Origin of the sequence: Microbacterium sp. zg-Y1090 (genome assembly GCF_030246945.1) — a bacterium.
Classification (GTDB): Bacteria; Actinomycetota; Actinomycetes; order Actinomycetales; family Microbacteriaceae; genus Microbacterium; species Microbacterium wangruii.
On the sequence record NZ_CP126742.1, the window covers coordinates 126,932 to 153,848 of the forward strand.

At 73.3% G+C, this 26,917-nt stretch carries 16 protein-coding genes; all 16 read left to right on the top strand.

Features of this window, described 5'->3' with window-relative positions; all coding sequences use genetic code 11:
* The first annotated feature begins 3 nt into the window (after positions 1 to 3).
* The 16 genes from QNO26_RS00600 to QNO26_RS00675 all read left to right on the top strand — a co-directional run bounded on the left by QNO26_RS00600 (position 4) and on the right by QNO26_RS00675 (position 26,915).
* On the top strand, positions 4 to 1,185 hold the full coding sequence (locus tag QNO26_RS00600; protein WP_257532755.1) for a sensor histidine kinase: 1,182 nt from the start codon (positions 4 to 6) through the stop codon (positions 1,183 to 1,185).
* Complete coding sequence (locus tag QNO26_RS00605; RefSeq protein WP_257638600.1) at positions 1,182 to 1,949, top strand: LytR/AlgR family response regulator transcription factor; 768 nt, start codon at positions 1,182 to 1,184, stop codon at positions 1,947 to 1,949. The genes QNO26_RS00600 and QNO26_RS00605 overlap by 4 nt, the downstream gene beginning before the upstream one ends.
* 30 nt (positions 1,950 to 1,979) lie before the next feature.
* Positions 1,980 to 2,390, top strand: coding sequence for a heavy metal transporter (locus tag QNO26_RS00610; RefSeq protein ID WP_257532759.1), 411 nt, complete (start codon positions 1,980 to 1,982; stop codon positions 2,388 to 2,390).
* Positions 2,387 to 3,874 carry a sodium/solute symporter gene (locus QNO26_RS00615; RefSeq protein ID WP_257638601.1) on the top strand — a complete coding sequence of 496 codons (1,488 nt, stop codon included), beginning with the start codon at positions 2,387 to 2,389 and terminating at the stop codon, positions 3,872 to 3,874. The genes QNO26_RS00610 and QNO26_RS00615 overlap by 4 nt, the downstream gene beginning before the upstream one ends.
* Before the next feature lie 41 nt (positions 3,875 to 3,915).
* A complete protein-coding gene (locus tag QNO26_RS00620; protein ID WP_374679391.1) occupies positions 3,916 to 6,477 on the top strand; it encodes a DEAD/DEAH box helicase in 2,562 nt (853 codons plus the stop codon).
* A gap of 53 nt (positions 6,478 to 6,530) precedes the next feature.
* A complete protein-coding gene (locus tag QNO26_RS00625; protein ID WP_257532765.1) occupies positions 6,531 to 7,067 on the top strand; it encodes a DUF1697 domain-containing protein in 537 nt (178 codons plus the stop codon).
* 152 nt (positions 7,068 to 7,219) lie between these two features.
* Positions 7,220 to 7,792 (top strand): hypothetical protein, encoded by a 573-nt coding sequence (locus tag QNO26_RS00630; RefSeq protein WP_257532767.1) that lies wholly within the window; start codon positions 7,220 to 7,222, stop codon positions 7,790 to 7,792.
* A 153-nt stretch (positions 7,793 to 7,945) separates the two neighbouring features.
* Complete coding sequence (recQ, locus tag QNO26_RS00635; protein WP_257532773.1) at positions 7,946 to 9,865, top strand: DNA helicase RecQ; 1,920 nt, start codon at positions 7,946 to 7,948, stop codon at positions 9,863 to 9,865.
* A 226-nt stretch (positions 9,866 to 10,091) separates the two neighbouring features.
* Positions 10,092 to 12,203 carry an acyl-CoA dehydrogenase family protein gene (locus QNO26_RS00640; RefSeq protein ID WP_257532769.1) on the top strand — a complete coding sequence of 704 codons (2,112 nt, stop codon included), beginning with the start codon at positions 10,092 to 10,094 and terminating at the stop codon, positions 12,201 to 12,203.
* Between the two features lie 83 nt (positions 12,204 to 12,286).
* Positions 12,287 to 12,859 (top strand): DNA-3-methyladenine glycosylase I, encoded by a 573-nt coding sequence (locus QNO26_RS00645; RefSeq protein WP_285181687.1) that lies wholly within the window; start codon positions 12,287 to 12,289, stop codon positions 12,857 to 12,859.
* Between the two features lie 132 nt (positions 12,860 to 12,991).
* Entirely contained in the window at positions 12,992 to 19,078 is a 6,087-nt protein-coding gene (locus QNO26_RS00650) for an Ig-like domain-containing protein (RefSeq protein WP_257638603.1), read from the top strand.
* Positions 19,079 to 19,107: 29 nt separating this feature from the next.
* Positions 19,108 to 20,079, top strand: a complete 972-nt coding sequence (locus QNO26_RS00655; protein ID WP_257533136.1) for an AAA family ATPase — start codon at positions 19,108 to 19,110, stop codon at positions 20,077 to 20,079.
* Positions 20,076 to 21,386: a DUF58 domain-containing protein gene (locus QNO26_RS00660; RefSeq protein ID WP_257638604.1), complete on the top strand. Its 1,311-nt coding sequence runs from the start codon at positions 20,076 to 20,078 to the stop codon at positions 21,384 to 21,386. The genes QNO26_RS00655 and QNO26_RS00660 overlap by 4 nt, the downstream gene beginning before the upstream one ends.
* Positions 21,383 to 23,719 carry a transglutaminase TgpA family protein gene (locus QNO26_RS00665; RefSeq protein WP_257638605.1) on the top strand — a complete coding sequence of 779 codons (2,337 nt, stop codon included), beginning with the start codon at positions 21,383 to 21,385 and terminating at the stop codon, positions 23,717 to 23,719. The genes QNO26_RS00660 and QNO26_RS00665 overlap by 4 nt, the downstream gene beginning before the upstream one ends.
* A complete protein-coding gene (locus tag QNO26_RS00670; protein WP_257638606.1) occupies positions 23,716 to 25,227 on the top strand; it encodes an FHA domain-containing protein in 1,512 nt (503 codons plus the stop codon). The genes QNO26_RS00665 and QNO26_RS00670 overlap by 4 nt, the downstream gene beginning before the upstream one ends.
* Positions 25,227 to 26,915 carry a serine/threonine-protein kinase gene (locus QNO26_RS00675; RefSeq protein WP_257532784.1) on the top strand — a complete coding sequence of 563 codons (1,689 nt, stop codon included), beginning with the start codon at positions 25,227 to 25,229 and terminating at the stop codon, positions 26,913 to 26,915. The genes QNO26_RS00670 and QNO26_RS00675 overlap by 1 nt, the downstream gene beginning before the upstream one ends.
* Positions 26,916 to 26,917 lie beyond the last annotated feature (2 nt).

A 26,917-nucleotide genomic window follows, 5' to 3' on the forward strand; every position in this document is an offset into this window, starting at 1 on the left:
CTCATGCCGGATGCCGTGGTGATCGCCGGCCTCGTGGGTGTGGCCGTCGGGGCGGCGCTGGCGCTGGGGCTGGTGTTCGCGCGCCGGGTGGCCCGTGGCACCCGCGACCTGGGCAGCGACGCGGAGCGTGCCGAGCACCGCACCCTGCACCTGGCCGCTCAGGCGGCGGCGGCGCTGCGCGGTGGCGGGGCGCCTGCGGACCGCGCCCGCGCGGCGAGACACCTGCGCACCCTGCTGGGAGCGGGGGCGGTGGCCATCGTCGGGCCGCACGACGACGTCGCCGTCGACGGCGGCGCGGCCGATGCCGACACCGTGGCCCGCCGGGTGGCGGCGCGCGTGCGCGCGACGGGACGCCGTCAGGTGTTTCCCCGACCGCAGGCCGGCCAGCCGGAGTCGGTGGGGGCCCCGATCATCGTCGACGGTGAGCCGTGGGGCGCGGTCGTGGCGTTCGCCGACCCGGTGCGCGCTCCCCTCGTGCGTGCCGTCGGCGACGTCGCCGACTGGTGCGCGGCGCAGCTCGCGCTGGGGGAGCTGGAGACGAACCGCACCGCCCTGGCCGAAGCGGAGCTGCGGGCGCTGCGGGCGCAGATCAGCCCGCACTTCATCTACAACGCCCTCACCGCCATCGCCTCGTTCATCAGCACAGACCCGCCCCGGGCGCGGGAGCTGGTGCTGGAGTTCGCGGACTTCACGCGGTACTCCTTCCGCCGGCAGGGGGAGTTCACGACGCTCGCCGAGGAGCTCGGCAGCATCCACTCCTACCTCGCCCTCGAGCGCGCGCGCTTCGGCGAGCGGCTCGCGGTGCGCCTGCGTGTGTCCCCCGAGACGCTGTCGACGGTGATCCCGTTCCTGTCGGTGCAGCCGCTGGTGGAGAACGCCGTGCGGCACGGTCTCGAACCGGGCGAGCGGGGCGGCATGGTGACGATCGCGTCGGTCGACGACGGGACGCACACCGAGATCACCGTCGAGGACGACGGGGTCGGCATGTCTCCCGAAGCCGCCGCGGCACTGCTGGCCGGGGAGCCGACGGCGGGGCACGTGGGGCTGCGCAACGTCGACGCGCGGCTGCGCCAGTTGTACGGTCCGAGGGGCGGCCTCGTGCTGGAGACGAACCACGGCGCCGGCACGCTGGTGCGCCTGCGGGTGCCGAAGTCGCAGCCCCGTCACGAGACGGGCGTCGCGTGAGCGCGGCGCCCGGTGCCGACGACACCGCGCGTCGGCCCGCGCCGGTCATCGACGTGCTCGTGGCCGACGACGAACCGCCCGCCCTGGCCGAACTCGTGGCGCTGCTGGGCGGCGACGGCCGCATCGGCACCGTGCACGCGGCATCGGGCGGGCCCGAGGTGCTGCGGCTGCTCGAGCGGCACCGGGTGGCCGCGGCGTTCCTCGACATCCACATGCCCGGCCTGTCGGGGCTCGACCTCGCCCGAGTCTTCGACCGGTACGGCCCTCGGCCGGCGGTCGTCTTCGTCACCGCCGACGAGGCGCGGGCCGTGGACGCGTTCGACGTGGACGCGCTGGACTACGTGCTCAAGCCGGTGCGGGCGGAGCGCCTGCGGCGGGCGGTCGACCGGGCGATCGCGGCAGCCTCGGCGGAGGCGGGGCCGGTCGCCGCCGTCGCCGACGAGACCGTCCCGGTGACCGTGGGGTCGGCGGTGCGGCTGGTGCGCCGCAGCGAGGTGCGCTGGGTGCACGCGCAGGGCGACTACTCGCGGCTGTGGACCCCGTCCGGCGGGCATCTCGTGCGCATCCCCATCTCCGAGCTCGAGGAGCGGTGGGCTGCGGCCGGCTTCATCCGCGTGCACCGCTCCTACCTCGTGCACCGCGACGCGGTGGTGGAGGTGCGGCTGTCAGGCGCGGCGCCCACCGTCGTGCTGGCGGAGATCGAGCTGCCCGTCAGCCGCCGCCTCGCCCCGGTCGTGCGCGAGCGTCTGGTGCGGCCCGCCTGAGGGCGTGGGCGGCAGCGGTAGCGTCGGGGCATGGATGCCGGGAGCGGGGGCGGGCCGCCCGAGCGGGTGCGCGTGACGGCGCCGGCGGCGCCCGCCGTGGCATCCGTCACCCGGGGTATCGCCGCGTCCGGCGCTCCGGTGCGTGAGGCCGGCACGGTCTATGTGCGCTCGCTCGTCCGTGTGCAGCTGCGCCTGGCCCTCGGATGCCTGCTGGCGTTCCTCCTCGTGGCCGGAGCGTTCACGGTGGCGATCTTCGTCGTCGCCGGCCTCGACGAGCCGGTCGTCGCGGGGGTGCCGCTGTCGTGGTTGATGCACGCGTACGGCTACTACCCGATCATCCTCGCCTTCGCCGTGGTCTTCGCCCGCGCGGCCGGACGCAACGAGCGACGGTACCGCGCACTGGCGGAGCCGGAGCCCGCGGAAGGGACGGCGCCGGCGTGAGCCCGCTGCTCGATCTCACCGCCATCGCCCTGCTCGTGGCGGCGACGGCCGTGCTGGGGTTCGCGGGGCTGCGCATCAGCCGCACCACCGGTGACTTCTTCGTCGCCTCCCGCAGCGTGCGCCCGGTCTGGAACGCGTCGGCCATCAGCGGTGAGTATCTCTCGGCGGGCACGTTCCTCGGCCTGGCCGGACTCGTGCTGCTGTCGGGGTCCGACGGCTTCTGGTTCCCGATCGGATACGCCGCCGGATACCTCCTCGTGCTGCTGTTCGTCGCCGCACCGCTGCGCCGCAGCGGCGCGTACACGATCCCCGACTTCGTCGAGGCGCGACTGGAGTCGCGCATCGCACGTCGCGTCACGAGCGCGATCGTGCTGATCACCGGATGGCTCTACATCGTGCCGCAGCTTCACGGCGCCGCCATCGCCCTCGGCGTCGTGGCCGATGTGCCCGGGTGGGTGGGGTCGGTGGTGGTGGCGGTGCTGATCGCCGGCATCGTCGCGGCGGGCGGCATGCGCGCCGTGACGGCCGTGCAGGCCATGCAGTACTGGCTCAAGCTCACCGCGCTGGCGCTGCCGGCGGTGCTGCTGCTGATCGCCCTGTCCGACGGCGAGCCCGCGTTCGACCCCGCCGCCGTCTTCCCCGCGGAGGCGGGACCGGCCGGGGCGGACGTGTACCGCACGGCGTCGCTGCTGCTGGCGCTGCTGCTGGGGACCATCGGCCTGCCGCACGTGCTCGTGCGGTTCTACACGAGCCCAGACGGCGTCGCGGCCCGCCGCACGACGGTGCTCGTCATCGGGATGGTGGGGGTGTTCTACGCGGTGTCGAGCACGATGGGCCTCATCGGCCGGGTGGTCGCACCCGACCTGGCGCACCCGGGCATGGCCGACACGGTCGTGCTGGCCCTGCCCTCGCGGGTGTTCCCCGGGCTGCTGGGCGAGCTGCTCACCGCGCTGATCGTGGCGGGCGCGTTCGCGGCGTTCCTCGCCACCTCGTCGGGCCTGGTGGTGTCACTGGCGGGCGTCATCAGCCAGGACGTCTTCTCGGGCTCGGTGCGGTCTTTCCGCCTCTCGGCGGTGCTGTGCACGATCGTGCCGCTGGCCGTCGCGCTGCTGACCGTCCCGTCGGGCCTCGTCTCCAGCGTCGGCACGGTGTTCGTCTTCGCCGCATCGGCGCTCACCCCGGTGCTGCTGCTGGGGGTGTGGTGGCGCGGCCTGACCGCCCGCGGCGCGACGGCGGGGATGGTGTGCGGTGCGGTGTTCTGCGGCGGCGCGCTGCTCGCTTCGGGGCTCGCCCCCGTCGAGGGGTGGACCGCCGGCCCCGTCGTGCGCGCCCTGCTCGACCAGCCGGCGGCGTGGACCATTCCGCTGTCGACCCTCGTCGTCGTCGCCGGCTCGCTCGCCGACCGTCGCCGTCGGCCCGGTCGCACCGAGCGGTATCTCGCGCGCCTGCACCAGCCCGAGCGCCGGGCGGACGCGGCCGGTTGAGTGCGTCAAGCCCGCGGGTCCGCGGGCGCCGCGGGGCGGCGATGGCCGCGCGCACAGCCGCGTCGGGCAGACTCGACAGGGTGACCCTTCTCGACGCCGTCCGTGCCGCCCCCGAACCCGACGGCGTGTACGACGCCTTCGTCGGCTGGGCCGCCGAGCGCGGCTTCGCCCTGTACCCGGCGCAGGACGAGGCGGTGATGGAGCTCGTCTCCGGTGCCAACGTCGTGCTGTCCACGCCCACGGGAACCGGCAAGTCGCTCGTCGCGATCGCGGCGCACGCGGCATCCCTCGCCCAGGGTGGGCGCACCTATTACACCGCACCGATCAAGGCGCTCGTCAGCGAGAAGTTCTTCGCCCTGGTCGACATCTTCGGCGCCGAGAACGTCGGCATGGTCACCGGTGATTCCTCGGTGAACCCCGAGGCGCCCATCGTCTGCTGCACCGCCGAGATCCTCGCGAACATCGCGCTGCGTCAGGGGGCGGATGCCGAGGTCGACCAGGTCGTGATGGACGAATTCCATTACTACGGCGACGTCGAGCGCGGCTGGGCATGGCAGGTGCCCCTGCTGCTGCTGCCCCGCGCGCAGTTCCTGCTCATGTCGGCGACCCTCGGCGACGTCACCGGCATCGCCGACGACCTCACCCGCCGCACGGGGCGGCCGACCGCCATGGTCACCGGCGTCGAGCGGCCGGTGCCGCTGCATTTCTCCTACGAGCGGCGCCCCGTGCACGAGGTGGTCGCGTCGCTGCTGGATGAGAAGGAGCGGCCGGTGTACATCGTGCACTTCTCGCAGGCGGCGGCGCTCGAGCGCGCGCAGGCCCTGGCCAGCGGCAAGGTCGCCACACGCGAGCAGCGGGATGCCATCGGCGAAGCCATCGGCGGCTTCCGCTTCAACACCGCGTTCGGCAAGACCCTCTCGCGCCTGGTGCGCGCCGGCATCGGAGTGCACCACGCCGGCATGCTGCCCCGCTACCGGCGTCTGGTCGAGACGCTCGCCCAGCGCGGACTGCTGCAGGTGATCTGCGGCACCGACACCCTGGGGGTGGGCATCAACGTCCCCATCCGCACCGTGGTCATCACGGCGCTGTCGAAGTACGACGGCACCAAGATGCGCCAGCTCTCCGCGCGCGAGTTCCATCAGGTGGCCGGGCGCGCGGGCCGCGCCGGCTACGACCCGTACGGCAACGTCGTGGTGATGGCGCCGGAGTGGGAGATCGAGAATGAGGCGGCCCTGCGACGCGCCGGCGACGACGCCGCCAAGCGCAAGAAGATCGTGCGCAAGAAGGCGCCCACCGGGGCGGTCAACTGGGGCCTCGGGTCGTACGAGAGACTCATCCAGGCCCAGCCCGAGCCGCTCGTGCCGCACCTGCAGCTGACGGCGGCGATGCTCATCAACGTCATCGGCCGCGGCGGCGACGTCTTCGGCAACGTGCGCTCCCTGGTGTTCGACAACCACGAGCCGCGATGGCGGCAGTACGAGCTCGCACGGCGGGCGCTGGCGATCTTCCGCACGCTCGTGGCCGCGGGGATCGTGGAGTCCGCGGCTGACGGCATCCGCCTCACGGTCGACCTGCAGCCGAACTTCGCGCTCAACCAGCCGCTGTCGCCCTTCGCGCTCGCCGCCATCGAGCTGCTCGACCGCGACGTCGAACTGGGGCGGGGGGCGGATGCCGCGGCGGGCTCCGTCGGTACCGGGCACTACGCTCTCGACGTCGTGAGCGTCATCGAGGCGACGCTCGACGACCCGCGCGCGATCCTGAACCAGCAGGAGTACAAGGCGCGGGGCGAGGCCGTCGCGGCGATGAAGCGCGACGGCATCGAGTACGAGGAGCGCATGGAGCTTCTCGAGGAGATCACGTACCCGAAGCCGCTCGCCGAGCTGCTCGCCCAGTCGTTCGAGGTGTTCGCGTCGAGCCAGCCGTGGGTGCGCGACTTCCATCTGTCGCCGAAGTCGATCGTGCGCGACATGTACGAGCGCGCGCTGTCGTTCGGCGAGTTCGTGGCGCTGTACCAGCTCGGCCGCAGCGAAGGGCTCGTGCTGCGCTACCTCAGCGACGCGTTCCGCGCCATCCGGCAGACGGTTCCCGCCGAGGCGCGCACCGACGACCTGCTCGACGTCATCGAGTGGCTCGGGGAGCTCGTGCGGCAGGTGGACTCGAGCCTCGTCGACGAGTGGGAGGCGCTGACCCACCCGTCCGACGACCCCGACGCGCCGGTCGTTCCGCCCGCACCGCCGTCGGTGCTGACCAACCGCCGGGCGTTCACGGTGCTGGTGCGCAATGAGATGTTCCGCCGCGTGCGGCTGGCGGCGCTGCAGGACGACGAGGCGCTCGAGGCGCTCGACCCCGACGTCGGATGGCCCGACCGGCTCGACGCGTACTACGACGAGCACGAGGAGATCCTGGTGGGGGGACCCGCTCGGTCGCCCGCGCTGTGCGTCGTGGACGAGTCGGATGCCGCCGAAGGGCTCTGGCGGGTGGACCAGATCATCGACGATCCCGCCGGCGACCACGATTGGCGCATCCGGGGCGAGGTCGACCTTGCGGCATCCGCCGAAGAGGGCGCCGCCGTCGTACGCGTGACCGAGGTCGTGCGCCTGTAGCGGGTGCGCGTCCGGACGGTGCGGACGGCGCCCGCCGCGGGCACAATGGCACGGTGACGACCTACCTGGCGTTCCTGCGGGCGATCAACCTGGGGGCGAAGCGGGTCTTCCCGAAGGACGACATCCGCCGCGTCGTCGACGAGGCCGGCTTCGCCGACGTCGCGACGCACATCAACACCGGCAACGTGCGGTTCACGACGTCGATGCGCTCCCGGGCGCGCATCGAAGACGTGCTCGAGCGGGCGTTCGCCGCCGACCGCGGCTTCGACGTGCCCACGATCGTGTTCTCCCGCGAGGAGTTCGCCGAGGTCGCCGCCGCTGCCCGCGAGCTCACGGCATCCCACCCCGGCCTGGCGCGCCACTACGTCTACCTCATGAAGCAGCCGCCGTCGGACGATGCGGTCGCGGCGGTGACGCAGACCGCGTCGCCGCTCGGTGAGATGGTGGTGCGGGGCCGCGCCGCGCATGCGCTGCTGCGCCCGGGCTACGAGGACGGCCGGGTCGATCCGCTGGGCGCCGCGAAGCTGCTGGGGGTCGCCACCAACCGCAACGCCAACGTCATCGCCGCCATCGCAGAGCGGTGGTGCTGAGCGCTCGAGCACGGGCGGGGAGTCATCCGCACGTCGTGGCTTTCCGGCGGATCGCGGCGTAGCCTGTCGCCACCGACGGAGGGGGAGCGATGGCCCTGTGGAGACCGCGACGACAACGCGACTCCTCTGGCGCGGTGACGGACGAGGAGCGCATGGCGCGCTACGTGTACCTGCTCAGCACGCTGCCGCCCACGGTCATCGAGCGTGCGCACGAGGCGGCGTTCGGCCGGCTGTCGCTCGAGCGTCGCAAGGAGATGTTCGAGCGCCTGCGGCCGTTCATGTCGGCGCGGGAGCGCGTGCGCGCGCCGCAGCCGGCACTGCTGGCGAGCGTGCTGCAGAGATTGATAGTGGGTGCGGGGGGCGCGGCAACGGGAGCGAGGGCGATCACCGGGGTCGGCGACGATCGGGGCGGCACCGACGCCGCGGGCAGGCGAGAGCGTGCCGGAGTCTGGCCGTTCGACGACCCGCTGCTGGTGGCGCTCGTGGCCGGGCACTTCCTCACCTCGGCGACGATCGTGTCGTATTTCTCCGTGGGCGCCGGGTCGCTGTCGCTCGCGGGAGAGCCGGCGTGGGTCGGCGAGATCGCGGGGGTGCCCGCCGACGGCGGGGCGGTCGGGGGCGGCTTCGACGGTGGGGCGGGGTCCGGTGACGGCGCGTTCGGCGGGTTCGACGGCGGCGGGTTCGGGGGCGGGTTCGACGGCGGCGGGGGCGGCTTCGGGGGATGACCTCAGCCCGGTGTCAGCGGGCCTGGGTAGGGTGTTCGGGTGACAGACGGGCGTGAGACGACGGATGCCGGCTGGGCGCCGGTCGAGGCACCCCCGTTCGATGCCTACGAGCCGCCGCCCGACGAGTGGGCGCCCCCGCCGGACGACGGCTGGATGCCCCCGCCCGACGAGGCGTGGTCACCGCCCCGCGCGGCAGCCGCCCGCGCGGCCCCGCCCACCGCGGCATCCGCCGGGCTGAGCCTGCCGCCGCGCCGGGAGTTCACCGGTGCCGACCCGGCGGTCGTGCTGAAGGAGGTCTTCGGCTACGACGCGTTCCGCGGCGACCAGGGCGACATCGTCTCGCACGTCGTCGGCGGCGGCGATGCCGTCGTGCTCATGCCCACCGGCGCGGGCAAGTCGATCACCTACCAGGTGCCGGCGCTCGTGCGCCCGGGCACGGGACTGGTGATCTCGCCGCTCATCGCGCTCATGCACGACCAGGTCGACGCGCTGATCGCCAACGGCGTGCGCGCCGCCTACCTCAACTCCACGCAGTCCGCAGCCGAGCGGCAGGCCGTCGAGCGGGACTATCTCGCCGGCGAGCTCGACCTCGTCTACGTCGCCCCCGAGCGGCTGTCGAGCCCGCAGACGACCGCGCTGCTGCAGCGCGGCAAGCTCAGCGTCATCGCCATCGACGAGGCCCACTGCGTGTCGCAGTGGGGCCACGACTTCCGTCCCGACTACCTCGCGCTCGGCGATCTGGCCGACCGGTTCCCCGGCGTGCCGCGCATGGCGCTGACGGCCACCGCGACCCGCGCGACGCACGAGGAGCTCACTCAGCGCCTGCAGCTGCCGACCGCGCGGCACTTCGTCGCGAGCTTCGACCGGCCCAACATCCAGTACCGCATCGTGCCGAAGGTCGACCCGCGCCGCCAGCTGGTGTCGTTCATCCGGTCGATGCCCGACGGGTCGGCAGGCATCGTCTACGCCCTCAGCCGCAAGTCGGTCGAGCAGACCGCCGAGTACCTGCGCACGCAGGGCCTCGACGCGCTGCCGTACCACGCAGGGTTGGATGCCGGCATGCGGGCGCGGCACCAGTCGCGGTTCCTGCGCGAGGACGGCGTCGTGATGGTCGCCACGATCGCGTTCGGCATGGGCATCGACAAGCCCGACGTGCGCTTCGTCGCGCACATCGATCTGCCGAAGTCCGTCGAGGGGTACTACCAGGAGACCGGTCGCGCCGGTCGCGACGGCGAGCCCGCCATGGCGTGGATGGCGTACGGCCTCGGCGATGTCGTGCAGCAGCGCCGCCTCATCGATCAGAGCCCCGGCGACCGCACGTTCAAGATGCGCATGGGGCAGCACCTCGACGCCATGCTCGCGCTGTGCGAGACGGTCGAATGCCGGCGCCAGAACCTGCTCGGGTACTTCGGGCAGGAGTCCGGTCCCTGCGGCAACTGCGACACGTGCCTGGAGTCGCCCGAGACCTACGACGGCCTCGTGCCGGCGCAGAAGCTGCTGTCGACGATCGTGCGGCTGCAGCGCGAGCGCAACCAGTCGTTCGGCGCGGGGCACCTCATCGACATCCTCCGCGGCGCCGACACGGAGCGCATCCGCCAGCAGGGTCACGAGCGGCTGGCGACCTATGGGCTCGGGGCGGACCTCACCGACCAGGACTGGCGATCGATCGTGCGGCAGCTGCTGGCCCGCGGCATCCTCGTGGCACGGGGCGACTACGGCACGCTCGCGCTCGGGGAGCCCGCCGGGGCGGTGCTGCGCGGCGAGACCGCGGTGCCGCTGCGCCGTGACACGATCGGGCGACCGGCGGCGGGGGCGCGGGTCCGCAAGGCCTCGGCGGCCGACAGCCTGGGCGAGGGCGACCGCGGCCTGTTCGAGGCGCTGCGGGCGTGGCGCGCCGAAACCGCCCGCGAGCAGGGCGTGCCGGCGTACATCGTCTTCGGCGATGCGACCCTGCGCGCACTCGCCGAGCACCGGCCGCGCACGCTCGCGGACCTGGACGGCATCACCGGCATCGGCGCCAAGAAGCGCGAGGCTTTCGGCGAGGCCGTGCTGGCCGTCATCGCCGCCGCCTGAGCGCTCGCGCTCGGGCATCCGTGCTCGCGACGCCCGATCGGTGAGTCGGTCGTGCTCCCGCTCGGCGGGTCGGCCATGCTCCCGCTCGGCGGTGAGTGTGGGGATGGCACAACCGGGGCGGGCGGTGCGCGCGCCGAAGGGTGTGGACACTGTGCAAACGGTTTGGGTCGGTGTTGTGGGACACCTACGGTCGAAAGACTCCGTCCACCTCGCCGAAGGGTGACCCATGACCGACGCCGCCGTCCGTCCTCACAAGCCCGCGACCAGCACGCGCACCCCCGCCGGCGGGGCGCCCACCGCTGCGCACACCGCCGAGCAGGCCCACGACGCCCGCATCGACATCCCCGCCGTCACCGAGCTGCTGCTGGGGACGTGGGCCGACACCCGCCGCGAGGCGCGCGAGATGGTCAAGGACCCCGCGCTGTGGCGCGTCGACGGACTCTCGATGGTCGAGCACCGCGAGCGGGTGCTCGAGCAGCTGCGCATCGTCGTGCGCCACGGCGGCTCGCGCCGTGCCTACCCGAAGGAGTACGGCGGCCTCGAGGACAACGGCGCCAACGTCTCCGCGTACCTGGAACTGGTGCTCGCCGACCCCAGCCTGCAGGTCAAGGCCGGCGTGCAGTGGGGCCTGTTCGGCTCGGCGATCCACCACCTCGGCACCAAGATCCACCACGACAAGTGGCTGCACGACGTGATGACCCTCGATCTGCCGGGTGCCTTCGCGATGACCGAGACCGGGCACGGCTCCGACGTCGCGGCCGTCGGCACGACGGCCACCTACGAGCCCGAGACCGAGGAGTTCGTCATCCACACCCCCTTCCGGGGGGCGTGGAAGGACTACCTCGGCAACGCCGCGCTGCACGGCCGCGCGGCGACCGTGTTCGCCCAGCTCATCAGCGGCGGCGTCAACTACGGCGTGCACTGCTTCTTCGTGCCGCTGCGCGACGAGAAGGGCGACTTCCTCCCCGGCGTCGGCGGCGAGGACGACGGCGTCAAGGGCGGCCTCAACGGCATCGACAACGGCCGTCTGCACTTCGACCACGTGCGCATCCCCCGCGAGAACCTCCTCAACCGCTACGGCGACATCGCCCCCGACGGCACGTACTCCAGCCCGATCGCGAGCTCCGGCCGCCGCTTCTTCACGATGCTCGGTGCGCTCGTGCAGGGCCGGGTGTGCCTCGACGGCGCCGCGACCAACGCCACCGCCGCCGCCCTCACGATCGCCGTGACCTACGGCAACCAGCGCCGCCAGTTCGACAGCGGCACCGGCACCGACGAGGTCGTGCTGATGGACTACGCGCGGCACCAGCGCCGCCTGCTGCCGCACCTGGCGGCCACCTATGCGCAGTCCTTCGCCGGCGACGAGCTGATCAAGAAGTTCGACGGCGTCTTCAGCGGACGCGCAGACTCCCCCGAGGAGCGCGAAGACCTCGAGACGCTCGCGGCGGCGCTGAAGGCGCTGTCGACGTGGAACGCCCTCGACGCCATCCAGGAGGCCCGCGAGGCGTGCGGCGGCGCCGGGTACCTCGCCGAGAACCGGCTCGTCGGCCTGCGCGCCGACCTCGACATCTACGCCACCTTCGAGGGCGACAACAACGTGCTGCTGCAGCTGGTGGGCAAGCGCCTGCTGAGTGATTTCGCGAAGCAGTTCAAGGGCGCGGATGCCGCCGCCCTCGCCCGCTTCGCCGTCGGCCAGACCGCGGGCAAGGTCTTCCACGGCGCCGGCCTGCGCCGGCTCGGCCAGACCGTCACCGACTTCGGCTCCACCGCGCGCTCGGTCGAGCTGGGCCTGCGCGCCGATCAGCAGCACGACCTGCTGTCCGCACGGGTGCAGCAGATGGTCGCCGACATCGCCGGACGCCTGCGCCCGGCCGCGAAGATGTCGCCGGCCGACGCCGCCGCCCTGTTCAACGAGAACCAGTCCGAGCTGATCGAGGCCGCCCGCGCCCACGGGGAGCTGCTGCAGTGGGAGGCCTTCACCGACGGGGTGAACCGGGCCCCCGACGACGGCACCCGCCAGGTGCTCACCTGGCTGCGCGACCTGTTCGGGCTGTCGCTCATCGAGAAGCACCTCGCCTGGCACCTGATCCACGGCCGGCTCTCCACCCAGCGTGGTGCGGCCGTGTCGAGCTACATCGACCGCCTGTGCGCGCGGCTGCGGCCGCACTCGCAGGACCTGGTCGACGCCTTCGGCTTCGAGCCCGAGCACCTGCGCGCGCCCATCGCCTCGGGCGCCGAGCACGAGCGGCAGGAAGAGGCCCGCGCGCACTATGCGGCGCTCGCCGCGTCGGGCACCGCTCCGGTGTCGGAGAAGACGCTGCACAAGCGCCAGAAGTGACAGGCCCGGCCGGGCGGGGGCCCGAACCCCGCCCGGCCCACTCTCCCCGCACCGCCGTCGTCGTCCGGCCGTAGGGTGGCGGGGTGAATCCCGCCATCCGTATCGGCCCCGACGGCCTGGCCCGGTGCGCGTGGGCGGACGCCGACGACGAATACCGCCGCTACCACGACGAGGAGTGGGGTCGCCCGCTGCACGGCGACCGCGCGCTGTTCGAGAAGCTGAGCCTCGAGGGCTTCCAGGCCGGCCTGTCATGGATCACGATCCTCCGCAAGCGCCCGCGGTTCCGGCAGGTGTTCGCCGGCTTCGACCCCGCCGTCGTCGCCGACTTCGACGAGAGCGACGTCGAGCGGCTGATGGCGGATGCCGGAATCGTGCGCAACCGGGCGAAGATCCTCGCCGTCATCGGCAACGCCCGCATCGTGCGCGAGTGGGACCCGGGTGAGCTGGACGCGCTGATGTGGTCGTTCGCGCCGTCCCCGCGCGCGGAGCGCCCGACGACCTTCGCAGAGGTGCCCGCGGTCACCCCGGCATCCGCGGCGCTGTCGAAGGAGCTGCGCCGGCGCGGCCTGCGCTTCGTGGGCCCGACGACCATGTACGCGCTCATGCAATCGGCCGGGATGGTCGACGATCACCTCGTCGGCTGCTGGCGCGCGTGAGCCCGACGGCATGGGGAGTTCTCCCCACAGGAGCGGCGCGCCGATCACGTTAGGGTGGACAGCGGCGCCGACGAGAGAGTCGGACCCGACGCCACGCAAATCGCTGGATGAGACAAGGGGGATCGTCCTTCCATGAGGTCCTTTGCGTGGATCGGTGCGCGCCCGCGCACCCTGGCGTCGGCGGGCATCGTCACCGTCTCCGCTCTGGCGATCACCACGATGGCGTTCCTCTACGAGGGGTTCCCGACCACCGACGTCGAGCTCAACGACGGCTCCGTCTGGGTCACCAAGCAGGACAGCTACCTCGTCGGACGCTTCAACGACGCCTCCGGCGTGCTGGACGCCGGGCTGCGCACGGTCTCGGACACCTACGACATCGTGCAGCACGGCCGCACGGTGCTCGTCCTCGACGAGGAGAACTCCTCCGTCGCCCCTGTGGACGTCGCCACGGTCTCCACGACCGCCGATGTCGACATCCCCGCGGGGTCATCGGTGGGCGTGGGCGGCGACACGGTCTCGGTGCTGGAGCCGACCGACGGCGCGCTGTGGGTCACCTCGCCCTCGGCCCTGCAGGGCTTCGCCGCCGCTGCGGACGACCCCGTCGCCAGCTTCGGCAAGGGCGCCGTGTCGGTCACCGGTGCCGACGGCACCGTCTACGTCGCCTCTCCCGAGCAGGGGACGGTCACCACGGTGCGCCCGGGTCCCGAGCAGGCCGACGTCTCGGCGCAGGAGGTCGAAGGGCTCGACAAGGGCGACGACGTCGCCATCACGGTCGCCGACACGACGCCGGTGGTGCTGAACCGCACGGACGCGCGGCTGTGGGTGGCGGGTCTCGGCCTGCGCGACCTCGACGGCGTCGCCGACGCGGTGCTGCAGCATCCCTCGACCTACAGCGGCCATGTCGGCTACGCGACCCCCACCAGCCTCGTGACCGTGCCGCTCTCCGACGGTCCCGTCGCCGAGGTCGAAGCCGGTGGCACCGGTGCGCCCGCCGCGCCCGTCTCCCTCAAGGGCTGCGTCTACGGCGCCTGGGGAGGCTCTGCCCGGTTCGCGCGCGACTGCCCGCACGACACCGACGACCTGGTCTCCGACATCCCCGGCATGGCGGCGGATGCCGCCGTGGTGTTCCGCGTGAACCGCGACGTCGTCGTGCTCAACGACGTCGTCGCCGGCTCGGCGTGGACGGTCACCGACGCGCTCGAGCTCGTCGACAACTGGGACGACATCATCCCGCCGGAGGGTGGTGACGAGACCGACCAGACGTCGACGGAGGTGGCCGAGGAGACGTCGCTGCCCGAGCGCACCGAGATCAACCACCCGCCGGTCGCCGAGGACGACGACTTCGGCGTGCGGCCGGGACGCACCACCGTGCTGCCCGTGCTCGACAATGACAACGACCCCGACGGCGACGTGCTGACCGCGACGGCGCAGGGCGGGGTGTCGATCGGGGAGATCGCGCCCATCTACGGCGGGCGCGCGCTGCAGATCACGGTTCCCGAAGGCGCGACCGGTCGGGACGTGTTCACCTACGAGGTGAACGACGGCCGCCCTGGCGGCACCGACCAGGCCACCGTCTCCCTCGAGGTGCGACCCTGGACGGTGAACCAGGCGCCGGTGCAGCGCAAGGTGCCGGTGGTGGTGGTCGAGCAGGGCGGGCAGGTGACCTACAGCACCCTGCTGGACTGGGTGGACCCCGACGGCGACGACATGTTCCTGCGGTCGGCCGTCGTCGATGGCGGTGACGAGGTCGATTTCGCCTCGGACGGCGAGATCACCTTCCGCGCCGTGGGCTCGGTGCAGGGCCGGCGCGAAGTGGCGATCACCGTGTCCGACGGCGACAAGGACACCGTCGGCGTCGTGCAGGTCGATGTGCGCCCGGTCGGCTCCACGAAGCCGATCACCACGCCCGATCACGTCGTGCTGCGGGTGGACGAGAAGGTCACCGTCTCGCCGCTGGACAACGACGTCTCGCCCAGCGGCGCTCCGCTGCGTCTCGCCCGGGTGACCGAGGTCGCCGGTACCCGATTGCAGCCCGACTACAACGCCGGAACGTTCTCGTTCGCGTCGTCGACTCCCGGCGTCTACTACGTGCAGTATCTGGCCACCGACGGGCCGCAGACGGTGATCGGCCTGGTCCGCATGGACGTGCTGCCCCAGGCGGACGCCGACGAGAAACCCGTCGCCGTGCGCGACGTGGCGCTGCTGCCTTCCGGGCAGGATGTGCGCATCGACGTGCTCGCCAACGACTCCGACCCCTCCGGCGGCATCCTCGTGGTGCAGTCGGTGACGGTGCCGCCCGACGCCCGCGTCTCGGTTGCCGTCACCGACCACCGCTACCTGCTCGTGACCGACCAGTCGGGTCTGTCGCAGCCGGTGACCATCCAGTACCAGATCTCCAACGGACGCCACTCCGCGCAGGGCGACGTCGTGGTGATCCCCATCCCCGCCCCCGCGCAGCTGCGCCCGCCGGTGGCCGCCGACGACTCCATCGTGGTGCGCGCCGGAGACGTGGCGACGATCCCGGTGATGGAGAACGACTACCACCCCAACGGCGACGCGATCCGGGTGCTGCCCGACCTGATCGACCCGTTGATGGACCCTGCTGACGGCGAGGTGTTCGTCTCGGAGGACACGTTGCGGTTCCGCGCCGGTCCCGAGGCCAAGACCGTCTACGCCACCTACGAGGTCGCCGACTCCCAGGACCAGAAGGATGCCGGCTACGTCACCATCCAGATCCTCCCCGTCGACGCGGAGAACAACCAGGCGCCGCGCCCGCGCGACCTGACCGCCCGCGCGCTCAGCGGCACGGCGGTGAAGATCCCGATTCCGCTCGACGGGATCGACCCGGACGGCGATTCGGTGCAACTGGTGGGCGTGGCATCCGCGCCCGGCAAGGGTCGCGTGCTCGAGGTGGGACAGAACTTCCTGCGGTACGAGCCCTTCGGCGACGCCACGGGCACCGACGAGTTCACCTACACGGTGCAGGACCGGCTCGGCCGCTCGGCGACCGCCTCGATCCGCGTGGGCATCGCCCCGTCGGCGGCGGTGAACCAGGCGCCCTTCGCGGTGAAGGACGTCGTGCTGATGCGGCCGCAGCGCACCGTCGCGGTGCCTGTCACCGTGAACGACTCCGACCCCGAGGGCGACGAGATCGTGCTGCTCGAGAGCGGGCTGGAGGTGCCCGAGGGCATCGAGGCGTCGGTGACGGGTGACCGCGTGTTCATCACCAGCGGTGAGGAGCCGGGGACCAAGACCCTCACCTACACGATCCGCGATGCGCAGGGCGCGTCGGCCGTGGGCGCCCTGGTGGTCACGGTCGACCCGGACGTGCCCCTGCAGGCGCCGATCGCACGCGATGACCGGGTGACCATCGCCGACATCGGCGACGGCGAGACGGTCGACGTCGAGGTGCTGCTCAACGACGAGGACCCCGACGGCGTGCGCGATCGCCTCGCGATCACCACCGACGAGGAGGACGTGTCGGTGGGCTCCGGCGGTGTCGTGCGCGTGCCCGTGCTGCCGGAGGCGCGCGTCGTGCGCTACGACGTCACCGACGGCGACGACCTGTCGGCCGCGGCGTTCATCCACGTGCCCGGCATGGCCGACCTGCGCCCCTCGCTGCGCACGACCGGTGCCATCGAGGTGATGAGTGGGGAGCAGGTGCAGATCCCCCTCGCCGACCACGTGCTCGTCGCCGGTGGCGGCCGGGCGATCGTGACGGAGGCGGCCAAGGTCTCGGCGGTGCACTCCAACGGCGAGCCGCTGGTCAAGGACGCCGACGTGCTCGTGTACACCTCGGCGGACGGGTACCACGGGGCGGATGCCATCACCTTCGAGGTCACCGACGGCACCGGCCCCGACGACCCCGAGGGCCGGGTCGCGACGCTGACGCTGCCGATCACCGTGCTGCCGCCCGACAACGAGCCGCCCACCCTCTCGGGCGCGGCGCTCACCGTGTCGCCGGGCGAGGAAGCCGCGACGCTCGACCTGCGGGCGCTGGCATCCGACCCGAACGAGGAGGACGAGCTCACCTTCCGCCTGGCCGGATCGGTGCCGGACGGCTTCTCGGCCTCGGTGTCCGACGCAGTGCTGAGCGTGTCGGCGGACACCTCCACCCCCAAGGGCACCATCGCGCCGATCCAGGTCGAGGTCACCGACGGCGAAAGCGACCCCGTCGCAGCCACGATGACCGCCACGGTCACGGCATCCAGCCGCCCGCTCGCCGTGGCCAGCGACGACGTCCTCTCCGAGGCGCCGCAGGGCGTGACGCAGACGATCGACGTGCTCGCCAACGACCAGAGCCCGTTCCCCGACCAGCCGCTGACCGTCATCGACGCGCAGGTCGAGGTGGGACAGACCAAGGGTCAGCCGCGGGCACTGCCCGACGGCCGCGTCGAGGTCACCCCGGGGGCGGAGTTCGTCGGCAGCCTCGTGGTGCGCTACCGGGTGCGCGACGCCACCGGCGACGCGGACCGCGACGTCGACGGTCGCATCCGCCTCACCGTGCAGGGGCGTCCCGAGATCCCCGGCACGCCCACCGTCTCGAGCGTGCAGGATCGCACCGTCGTGCTGTCGTGGACGCCGCCGTCGAACAACGGCGCCGAGATCACGTCGTACACGGTCACCTCGACCGCGGGGAACTACACGAAGACGTGCGCGTCGACGACGTGCACGCTGGACGGGCTGACCAACAACGTCGAGTACAACTTCACCGTCACGGCGACGAACCGCGTCGGCACCTCCGACGCGTCGGCGCCGTCGGCCACCGCGCGCCCCGACGCGCGACCGGACACGCCGCAGCCCCCGCGACTGGGCTTCGGCGACCGTGCGCTGGACATCTCGTGGACGACGCCGACGACACCGGGATCGCCGGTGGAGTCGTTCGACCTCGAGATCTCGCCCGCGCCGCCGTCCGGTGCGACGCAGAAGACCGGCGTCACCGGCAACGCGTTGCGGTGGGAGGGCCTGGAGAACGGCACCTCGTACCAGGTGAGGGTGCGCGCCGTGAACCGCGCCCCGGAGCCGTCGAGCTGGAGCAGCTGGTCGCCGAGCGAGATCCCGGCGGGCCCGCCGGCCGCACCCGCTGCGCCCACCACCGCCCGGCTCTCGCCGGTCGGAACGCAGGCGCAGCTGCAGGTGAACTGGTCGCCCCCGGCGGCGAACGGCGACCCCATCAGCTCCTACACGCTGCAGGTGATGCGCGGCGGCGCCGTCATGACCACCCTGGAGAACATCGGCGGCGGGGTGACCTCGCAGGCCGTCAATGTGGAAGCCTCGACCACGGACTACACGTTCTCGGTCGCCGCCACCAACAAGGCGGGGCGGGGCGCGTTCAGCGCCACCTCGGCCCCGATCCGCGCCTTCGTGAATCCGGGCGCGCCGGGCGCCGCACAGGCCCGACCGGGTGACCGGCAGCTCGTGGTCACCGCGCAGGCCGCTGCGGGCAACGGGGCGAACCCGGCGGAGCTCGACTACCAGTACTCGCTCAACGGCGGCGAATGGCGCGGCGACTGGGCCGCGCTGGACAAGAGCGCCACCATCACCGGCACGATCGCCGGTCTCGGCAACGGGACCGGTTACTCGGTGCGCCTCCGGGCCGTCAACAGGATGGACGCCGCCTACGCCAGCGCCGCCTCGCCGGCGTCGAACCAGGTGGTCCCGTACGGCAAGCCGAACACGCCGGGGGTCAGTGCGCAGCGCGACGGCACCTCCGTGGTGTTCAGCTGGTCCAAGCCCGCGCTCAACGGCCGCGACGTGACGGTGCAGATCAAGGTCAACAACGGCGGTTGGGAGAGTGTCGCGGCCAACGGCAGCCGCCGTGTGGGCAACGGCTACGACCAGACGCACGGGATCCGCGTGCAGGCCGTCGACACCGAGGGTCAGGTCAGCGCCGCCGGTTCCGCACAGGCCTCCACCGCGCCTCGGCCCGCGCCGCAGAACGGCGCGCAGACGGCGAAGGGCGCGGTGACGGGCGGGTGCGCCACGACCTGCTATTTCCTGACGGTGCAGACCGAGCGGGACTTCCCCGCGGGGAACTATCGCTACCGGTGCCTCGCGAACGGCAGCCAGTTCAACGACTGGGAGGGCCCCGTCTACTTCGCCGCAGGCGGGACCACCCCACTGCAGTGCTGGTACGGAAACCCGGGGCGGGGGCACACCGTTCAGGTGCAGCTCCCGGGGGTGCCCGACGCGAGCCAGCCGAAACCCACGACGTGGTGATGACTGACCAACCCGAGGAGATGCGCAAGATGACGATGACCGTGGAGCAGGCCGCCTGGTTCCGTGACACCTTCACGCGCCTGGCCGACAACGTCGGTCACGCCGTGCTCGGCAAGGACGAGGTGGTGCGTCTCGTGCTGACCGCCATGCTCGCCGAGGGACACGTGCTGCTGGAGGATGCCCCCGGAACCGGCAAGACGAGCCTCGCGCGCGCCCTGGCGGCCACCGTGCAGGGCACGAGCAGCCGCATCCAGTTCACGCCCGACCTGCTGCCGTCGGACGTGACGGGCGTGACGATCTACGACCAGGCCACCCACCGGTTCGATTTCCACAAGGGACCCGTGTTCGCCCAGGTGGTGCTCGCCGATGAGATCAACCGCGCGTCGCCCAAGACCCAGTCCGCCCTGCTGGAGGTCATGGAGGAGTCACGTGTGACCGTCGATGGCGTCGCCCACGAGGTGGGGCGGCCGTTCCTCGTCATCGCGACGCAGAACCCCATCGAGCAGGCCGGAACGTACAAGCTGCCCGAAGCGCAGCTCGACCGCTTCCTGCTGAAGACGACGATCGGCTATCCCGACCTCGCGGCCGCCGAGCGCATCCTCGCCGGCTCCGCCGACCGCAACCCCACCGCACACCTCACGCCCGTGATCACCTCCCACGCCGTGGCGGAGATGGCCGACCTCGCGGCCACGGTGCACGTGGACCCGGTGCTGCTGCGCTACGCCGCGCAGCTGGCCGAGGCCACCCGTGACACCCGCGAGACGACCCTCGGGGTGTCGGTGCGCGGCATGCTCGCGATCGTCCGCGCCGCCAAGGTGCGCGCGGCATCCGACGGTCGGCACTACGTGCTGCCCGACGACATCAAGGCGCTCGCGCTGCCGGTGTGGAGCCACCGACTCGTGCTCGACCCCGAGGCGGAGTTCTCCGGCGTCACCGCAGCCGGCATCCTGCAGCGCGTCCTCGAGGACACCCCGGCGCCGCAGGCGCGCGCGGCGGCATGACGGCCGCCGCCGAGCCCGCCACCCCGTCGCTGCCCCGGCGGGGTGCCCGCCGCACGGTCACGGCGGCTCCGCGCCGAACCCTGCGGGCGCGGTACGAGGCGTCCGTCGCGCCCGTCGTCGGGCCGATCGTCGCGCCGGTCGCGCGCCGGATGGGACGCGTGCTCGGCGTCGTCACCCCGCTCGGAGCCGGCGTCGTGGTCGCGACCGTCGTCGCCGGTCTCGCCGGGGCTGTGCTGGGGTGGTGGGAGCTGACCACCCTGGCCCTGTGCGGCGTGGCCCTGCTGGCGGTGTGCGCCGGCTTTCTCATCGGACGCACCCGCTACGACGTGTCGCTGGATCTCACGCGCCAGCGCGTGGTGGTGGGAGAGCGCGCGGTGGGCAGCCTGACGCTGCGCAACCCCGGCACCCGGGCCATCCTGCCCGCGCGCGCCATCCTCCCCGTCGGGCAGGCCCGTCCGGTGTTCGAGGTGCCGCGGCTGGCACCCGGGGCCGCCCACGACGACCTCTTCGCCATTCCCACCACCCGTCGTGCCGTGCTCACCGTCGGCCCGGTCAGCGCCGTGCGCGGCGACCCGCTCGGCATCTTCCAGCGCACCCAGGCGTGGAGCGATCCGCTGGAGCTGTTCGTGCACCCGCATACGGTGGGGCTCGACGGGATGTCGGCCGGGTTCCTGCGCGATCTCGAGGGCCTTCCGACACGCGACCTGTCACGGGACGACGTGTCCTTCCACGCCCTGCGCCCCTACGCCCCGGGCGACGATCGCCGCCACGTGCACTGGCGCTCGACCGCGCGCACGGGAACGCTCATGGTGCGACAGTTCGAAGACACCCGTCGCTCGCACATCGTGGTCGCGCTGTCGCGCAACGCCGCCGAATACGCCGATCCCGATGAGTTCGAGCTGGCCGTCTCCGCCGCCGGCTCGATCGCGGTGCAGGCGCTGCGTGACGACCGCGAGATCTCCGTGATGAGCCAGGACTTCGGCGTCCCCACCGTCGCCGGCAGGCCGCTGCTCGATGCCCTCTCGCGCATCGAGACGGCGCACGCGGTGGCGTCGACCCCCGAGCTCGCCGCCCGCGTCAAGACCGAAGCGCTGCAGGCGAGCATCGTCGTCATGCTCACCGGCTCGCGGGTCTCCACGTCGGTGCTGCGCTCCGCCGCACGCACGCTGCCCTCGGGCGCGCGGGTGCTGGGGGTGTCCTGCACGCAGGGAGGGCCACCGGATCTGCGGCGGCTGGGGGATGCCACGGTGCTCACCCTCGGCGCCCTGTCGGATCTTCCCGTGGCGCTGCGGCGGGTGCTGGCATGACCGGCCCGCGCGCGACCCCGGTCGCCTCTCCCCGCCTGCCGGTGCGCGCCGCCGTGGACCTCGCCGCCGTGGCGGTGCTCATCGGCGTCTCCATCGTCGGGTTCGGCCCGGCCTTCGAGACCTCGTTCTTCGTCGTGACCGGCTTCGGCGCCCTCCTGATCGGCCTGGGCGTGGCCGTGGCGGGCGCGCGGCTGCGCTGGGGGCTGCTGCCGGTGGCCGCCCTCACCGTCGCGGCCTACTTCCTCTTCGGCGCCGCGCTGGCCGTCCCCGCCACCGCGCTGGGCGGGGTGGTGCCGACCCTCGACAGTCTGGTGACCCTCGCCGGCGGGGTCGTGTTCTCATGGAAGCAGTTCGTCACCGCCGTCGCGCCCTTCGAGGCATCCGACGCGTTCCTGGTCGTGCCGTATCTGTCGGTGCTGCTGACCTCGGTCATCTCGGCGTCGGTCGCCCTGCGCGCCCGGGCGTACGGCTGGGCTCTGCTGCCGGCGGGGGTGCTGCTCGTGCTGGCGATCGCGTTCGGCACCACGCAGCCCGCCGCGCCGCTCGTGCAGGGAGCCGTCTTCACGGTGGCGGCCATCGGGTGGACGGCCTACCGCCGCGCACTCGCGACGCGGCAGCAGTCCGCCGAGGCGGGCTCCATCGTGACGCAGAAGCCCGCCCGCCGCCTGATGGCCGGCGCGGTCGTGCTCATCCTCGCGGCCGGGCTCGGCGCCGGCGTCAGCGCCGCCGCGGCGCCGTCGGGCCCGCGCTACGTCGTGCGCGACGCGATCCTGCCCCCGATCGACCTGCGGGACTACGTCAGTCCTCTGCAGTCGTTCCGCGCGTACGTGCGCGACAAGGCCGACGACACGCTGTTCACCGTCGAGGGACTGCCCGAGGGGGCACGGGTGCGCCTGGCCACCCTCGATGCCTACGACGGCGTCATCTACAACGTGGCCAGTGAGGGCGCGGGAGCGTCGGCCAGCTTCCAGCGGCTGGGCGATCGGGTGCCCGCCGCCGTCGACGGCGAGCAGGCCACCGTCGAGGTGGAGGTCGGCGCGCTGCGCGGCGTGTGGCTGCCCGGCGTCGGCTATCTCACCGGCATCCGCTACGACGGCGACCGCGCCGACGACCTGCGTCGCTCGACGTTCTACAACCGCGCGACGGGCGTGGGCGTGGTCACCTCGGGGCTGCGCGAGGGTGACCGGTACACGCTGGACGTCGTCGTTCCCCGCACCCCCACCCGAGGCGAGCTCGAGGAAGCCGCCGTCGCCCCGCTGCAGCTGCCGCCGCAGAAGAACGTGCCCGAGGGTGCCGCCTCGGTGGCGGGATCCATGGCCGGCGGAGCGTCGTCGCCCTTCGAGCAGGCCGCTGCGCTGGCGACGGCCCTGTCGACCAAGGGGTTCTTCAGTCACGGGCTCGAAGGCGAGGCCGTCTCGCGGGCCGGCCACGGATCGGAGCGCGTTCAGGCGCTGCTGGCCACGCCCGAGCGGATGGTGGGCGATGACGAGCAGTACGCCGTGACGATGGCGCTGCTGGCGGGACAGCTCGGGCTTCCGGCCCGGGTCGTCATGGGCTTCTACCCCGACGAGGATGCCGCCGGCAGCACCTTCACCGCGACGGGCGACAACCTGCACGCCTGGGTGGAGATCGCGTTCGACGAACACGGCTGGGTGGTGTTCGATCCCACCCCGCCCGAGGATCAGATCCCCACCGACCAGCAGACCGTGCCGCAGACCCAGCTGCAGCCCCAGACCCTGCAGCCGCCGCCGCCCGCTCAGGATCCGGTGAACCTTCCGCCCGACGTCCCCGAGGACGAAGGCGCGGACGACGAGGACGACGAGGGGGCCTTCGCCTGGCTGGGCGTGCTGGGTCTCATCGCCGCCGCGGTGGGGCTGCTGCTCGTGCTGGCGGCGCCGTTCCTGGCCGTGCTGCTGCTGAAGCTGCTGCGCTACCGGCGTCGCCGCGGGCGGGGCGCGCCGTCGGAGCGGGCGCAGGGCGCATGGGACGAGATCGTCGACACCGCGCGCGACCTCGGCGCGAAGCCGCCCACCGGCGGCACGCGCCGTGAGGACGCGCGCGAGGTGGCGGAGGCGCTCACGGCGCCCGGGGTGGTCGTCGTGGCCGAGCGTGCGGACGCCGGGATCTTCGGCCCGGGAGAGCCGGCCGACGAGGACGTCGAGGCGCTGTGGCGCGACGTCGACGAGGTCATCGGGGGCCTGCGCGGCTCGGTCGGGTTCTGGCGTCGGCTACGATCGCGGCTGAGCCTGCGGTCGCTGCTGTCGCCTGCGGGCGCGCACCGCCGCACCCCCCGAGGCGGCACTTCACCCGCCGCTGTGAAGGAGCAGCCATGACCGCACCACGCCCTGAGCCGGCCAGGCATCGCCCTGGCGGCGCCTACGCCGTGGCCGCCCCGCACGGCCTGGCGCTGCTGGCCGCCGAGGCCGAGGTGGCGGTCGTGGAAGGGGTGTGGCGGGTGCTCGCCGCCGGCGGAGGCCCCGGCGACGTGCTCGATGCCGCCACCGGTGCAGGTGGACGTTTCGCCGACCTGCCGCCGCTGGCGCTGCTGTTCACCGGTGACCCTGCCCGCGTGCTGCTGCGAGGGGCGGTGGAAGCGCGCGTCACCGACGCCGCCGGGCGCACCTGCGTGCTCAGCGGGGCGGGGGTCGCGACGTGGGCGGAACACGTCGTCGCCGACGCGCACGCCGTGACCCTGACGGTGCTCCCTGCCGAGGCGGACACCGCCCCCGGGCTGCCGCTCGTCGACGGCGTTGCACGCGCCGACGCCATCACCGTGGAGCTGCGCTCCGCGAGCGTGGATGACGGCGACGCGCGCGCGGACGTCTCTGCTGCGGGCGCGGCCGGCGCCGGCACTCGGGCGGATGCCGCGCCTGTGGATGCCGCGCCTGCTGCGGATGCCGCGTCTGTCGCGGCGGCTCCGCCTGTCGCGGGCGCGGCTGCGCCCGGAGGTCTCGCTGCCGCCGGGGTGCCGGTCGCCGGCATCCTCGCCGAGGTTCCCGCCTGGGTGACCGGAGACGTGGAGGCGGCGACGCCCCACCATGCCGTCGCACCCGGCGCTGGCGGCGCGCCCGCCGGTGACGACGGCCCCGCCGCCGCCTCCGGGGAAGGTGCCGTGGCCGCCGATTCCGAGGGCACGCCGACCGGTGGTGACGCCGAGCCGCTCGACACCGTGAAGTCGGACAGCCGCGGGCGGTTCGCGCATCTGTGGGGGGAGACGGTGATGTCCTCGGTGGCCGCCGCCGCCGTGGCCGAACCCGCCGAGGACGACGCCGCCGCACCCGACGCCGGGGCGCGCCCGGCGGCAGCGGATGCCGCAGCGCCGACGCCGCCGATCGGAGCCCCCGCCATCGAGCCGGCCGCCCCCGATGCCGCGGCCGGCCCGCCGCTCGTCCGGGCGGGCGACCACGACGGGGCCACACTCTCCCTCGCCGCGGCACGGGCCCTGCGCGCCCAGCGCGCCGGCGACCTGCCGCCCGTGCCCGCTCCGCCCGTGCCCGGCCCGCCCGCGGTGGGGAGGCTGGAGCTGTCGACCGGCCGCACCCTGCTGCTGGATCGGGACGTGGTCATCGGGCGTCGCCCCCGCGCGACCCGCGTGGGCGGCGAGGCGCCGCAGCTGATCACGGTGGAAAGCCCCAGCCAGGACATCTCCCGCAGTCACATCGAGGTGCGGCGCGAGGGCGAGTCCGCTGTGGTGGTGGACCTCGACACCACCAACGGCACGGTCCTGCATCGCGACGGGGTGAGCCCGATGCGCCTGCATCCGGGGGAGGCGACGATCCTGCTCGACGGCGACGCGCTCGACCTCGGCGATGAGGTCACCGTCACCTACCGGGAGGGTTGATGAGCGCCGCGCGCCTTCCCGCCTCGCCTCCGGAGCTCCCCGGATTCACCTACCGGGAGCTGCTGGGCTCGGGTGGCTTCGCCGACGTGTTCCTCTACGACCAGGCGCTGCCCCAGCGGCGCGTGGCCGTGAAGGTGCTGCTGGCGGACCGCCTCAGCCAGGGCTCGCTGGACGACTTCGCCGCCGAAGCCAACATCATGGCGCAGCTGTCGACCCATCCCGCGATCGTCACCATCTATCAGGCGGGCGTCTCCGACGACGGCCGGCCGTACCTGGTCATGGAGTACTGCTCCCGACCCAACCTGCAGGCGCGCTACCGCCGCGAACCGTTCTCGCTGGCCGAGGCGCTGCGCGTCGGCGTGCAGGTGGCGGCTGCCGTCGAGACGGCGCACCGCGCCGGCATCCTGCATCGCGACATCAAGCCCGCCAATATTCTCGTGACGGAATACAACCGTCCCGCTCTCACCGACTTCGGCATCGCCACGGCCGCCGACACCGACGCCGAGCTGACCGGCATGTCGATCCCGTGGTCGCCGCCCGAGGCGTTCGCCGAGGCCGGATCGCCGGGCGTCGCGGGAGACGTCTACGCACTGGGCGCCACGGTGTACACGCTGCTGGCGGGCCGCTCGCCATTCGAGCTGCCGGGCGAGCGCAACGGCAGCGCCGATCTCATCCAGCGCGCCCTCACGATGGCCCTGCCGCCGCTCGGTCGCGCCGACGCGCCGGCGTCGCTGCAGCGGGTGCTCGAGCGATCGATGGCCACGGCCCCGGCCGATCGCTACGCCAGCGCGCTCGATTTCGCGCGCGCGCTGCAGCGGGTGCAGCTCGAGCTGAACATGGCCGCCACTCCCATCGACGTCATCGACGACAGCGCCCCCGAGGCTCACGATGACGACGACGACGGCGCACTCACCCGCATCCGCGGGATCGTCAGCATCGATCCGTCGCTGCCGCCGCCCGTCGTGCGGCCCTCCGGGGCGACCGCGCCGGTGGCCGCGACGACGGCGCCGCCGGCGGGCACCACCGTGGGCGCGACGATGCTGCGCCCGGGCGCCGGCGTCCCCGTGTGGCAGAGCGCTCCGCCGGAGGCGACGGTGCGCCGGTCCGCTCCGCTCGGGGCGCTGCGCGACGCGGCGCCTGCGCCCGCCTTCCACGAGCCCGCTCCCGCGGGGGTGGATGCCGCCGGCGGGCACACCGCCCCCGCCGATCCCGCCGCCTCCGACGGCGCCGACGGCGCCGACGGCGCGGAGGCTGCGCCGGCCCGGCCACGCCGGACGGGCGCGCTCGTCGGCGGCATCCTCGCGGCTGTCGTCGTGCTCGGTGGCGCCGGCATCGCGGTGGCCGCGGGGGCGGGACTGCTCGCCCCGGCGCCGGAGCCGTCAGCCGCCCCGGCCGACGAGGAAGGGCCGGTGGACATCCTGCCCGGGGGTGGGGTTCCGGCGGTGGCCGAGCTCACCGGCACCGTCGAGGGCGACAGGGTGGTCTTCGCCTGGCGCAACGGAGCGGCCGAAGAGGGCGACTCGTTCCTGTGGGGGGTGCAGCGACTGGGGGAGGACACCAAGCTGCAGTCCACGACCGACACCACGGTCACCGTCCCGGCGGAGCCGGGCGGCCGCACCTGCATCGAGGTCACCCTGGTGCGCGCCGATCGGCAGAGCTCGCCGACCGCCGAGGTCTGCGCGTCCTGAGA

Coding starts and splice junctions, on each gene's coding strand:
- QNO26_RS00600 (WP_257532755.1), top strand. CDS start 4: ATGCCGGATGCCGTGGTGATCGCCGGCCTCGTGGGTGTGGCCGTCGGG.
- QNO26_RS00610 (WP_257532759.1), top strand. CDS start 1,980: ATGGATGCCGGGAGCGGGGGCGGGCCGCCCGAGCGGGTGCGCGTGACG.
- QNO26_RS00620 (WP_374679391.1), top strand. CDS start 3,916: ATGGCCGCGCGCACAGCCGCGTCGGGCAGACTCGACAGGGTGACCCTT.
- QNO26_RS00630 (WP_257532767.1), top strand. CDS start 7,220: ATGGCGCGCTACGTGTACCTGCTCAGCACGCTGCCGCCCACGGTCATC.
- recQ (WP_257532773.1), top strand. CDS start 7,946: ATGCCCCCGCCCGACGAGGCGTGGTCACCGCCCCGCGCGGCAGCCGCC.
- QNO26_RS00640 (WP_257532769.1), top strand. CDS start 10,092: ATGACCGACGCCGCCGTCCGTCCTCACAAGCCCGCGACCAGCACGCGC.
- QNO26_RS00650 (WP_257638603.1), top strand. CDS start 12,992: ATGAGGTCCTTTGCGTGGATCGGTGCGCGCCCGCGCACCCTGGCGTCG.
- QNO26_RS00655 (WP_257533136.1), top strand. CDS start 19,108: ATGACGATGACCGTGGAGCAGGCCGCCTGGTTCCGTGACACCTTCACG.
- QNO26_RS00660 (WP_257638604.1), top strand. CDS start 20,076: ATGACGGCCGCCGCCGAGCCCGCCACCCCGTCGCTGCCCCGGCGGGGT.
- QNO26_RS00665 (WP_257638605.1), top strand. CDS start 21,383: ATGACCGGCCCGCGCGCGACCCCGGTCGCCTCTCCCCGCCTGCCGGTG.
- QNO26_RS00670 (WP_257638606.1), top strand. CDS start 23,716: ATGACCGCACCACGCCCTGAGCCGGCCAGGCATCGCCCTGGCGGCGCC.
- QNO26_RS00675 (WP_257532784.1), top strand. CDS start 25,227: ATGAGCGCCGCGCGCCTTCCCGCCTCGCCTCCGGAGCTCCCCGGATTC.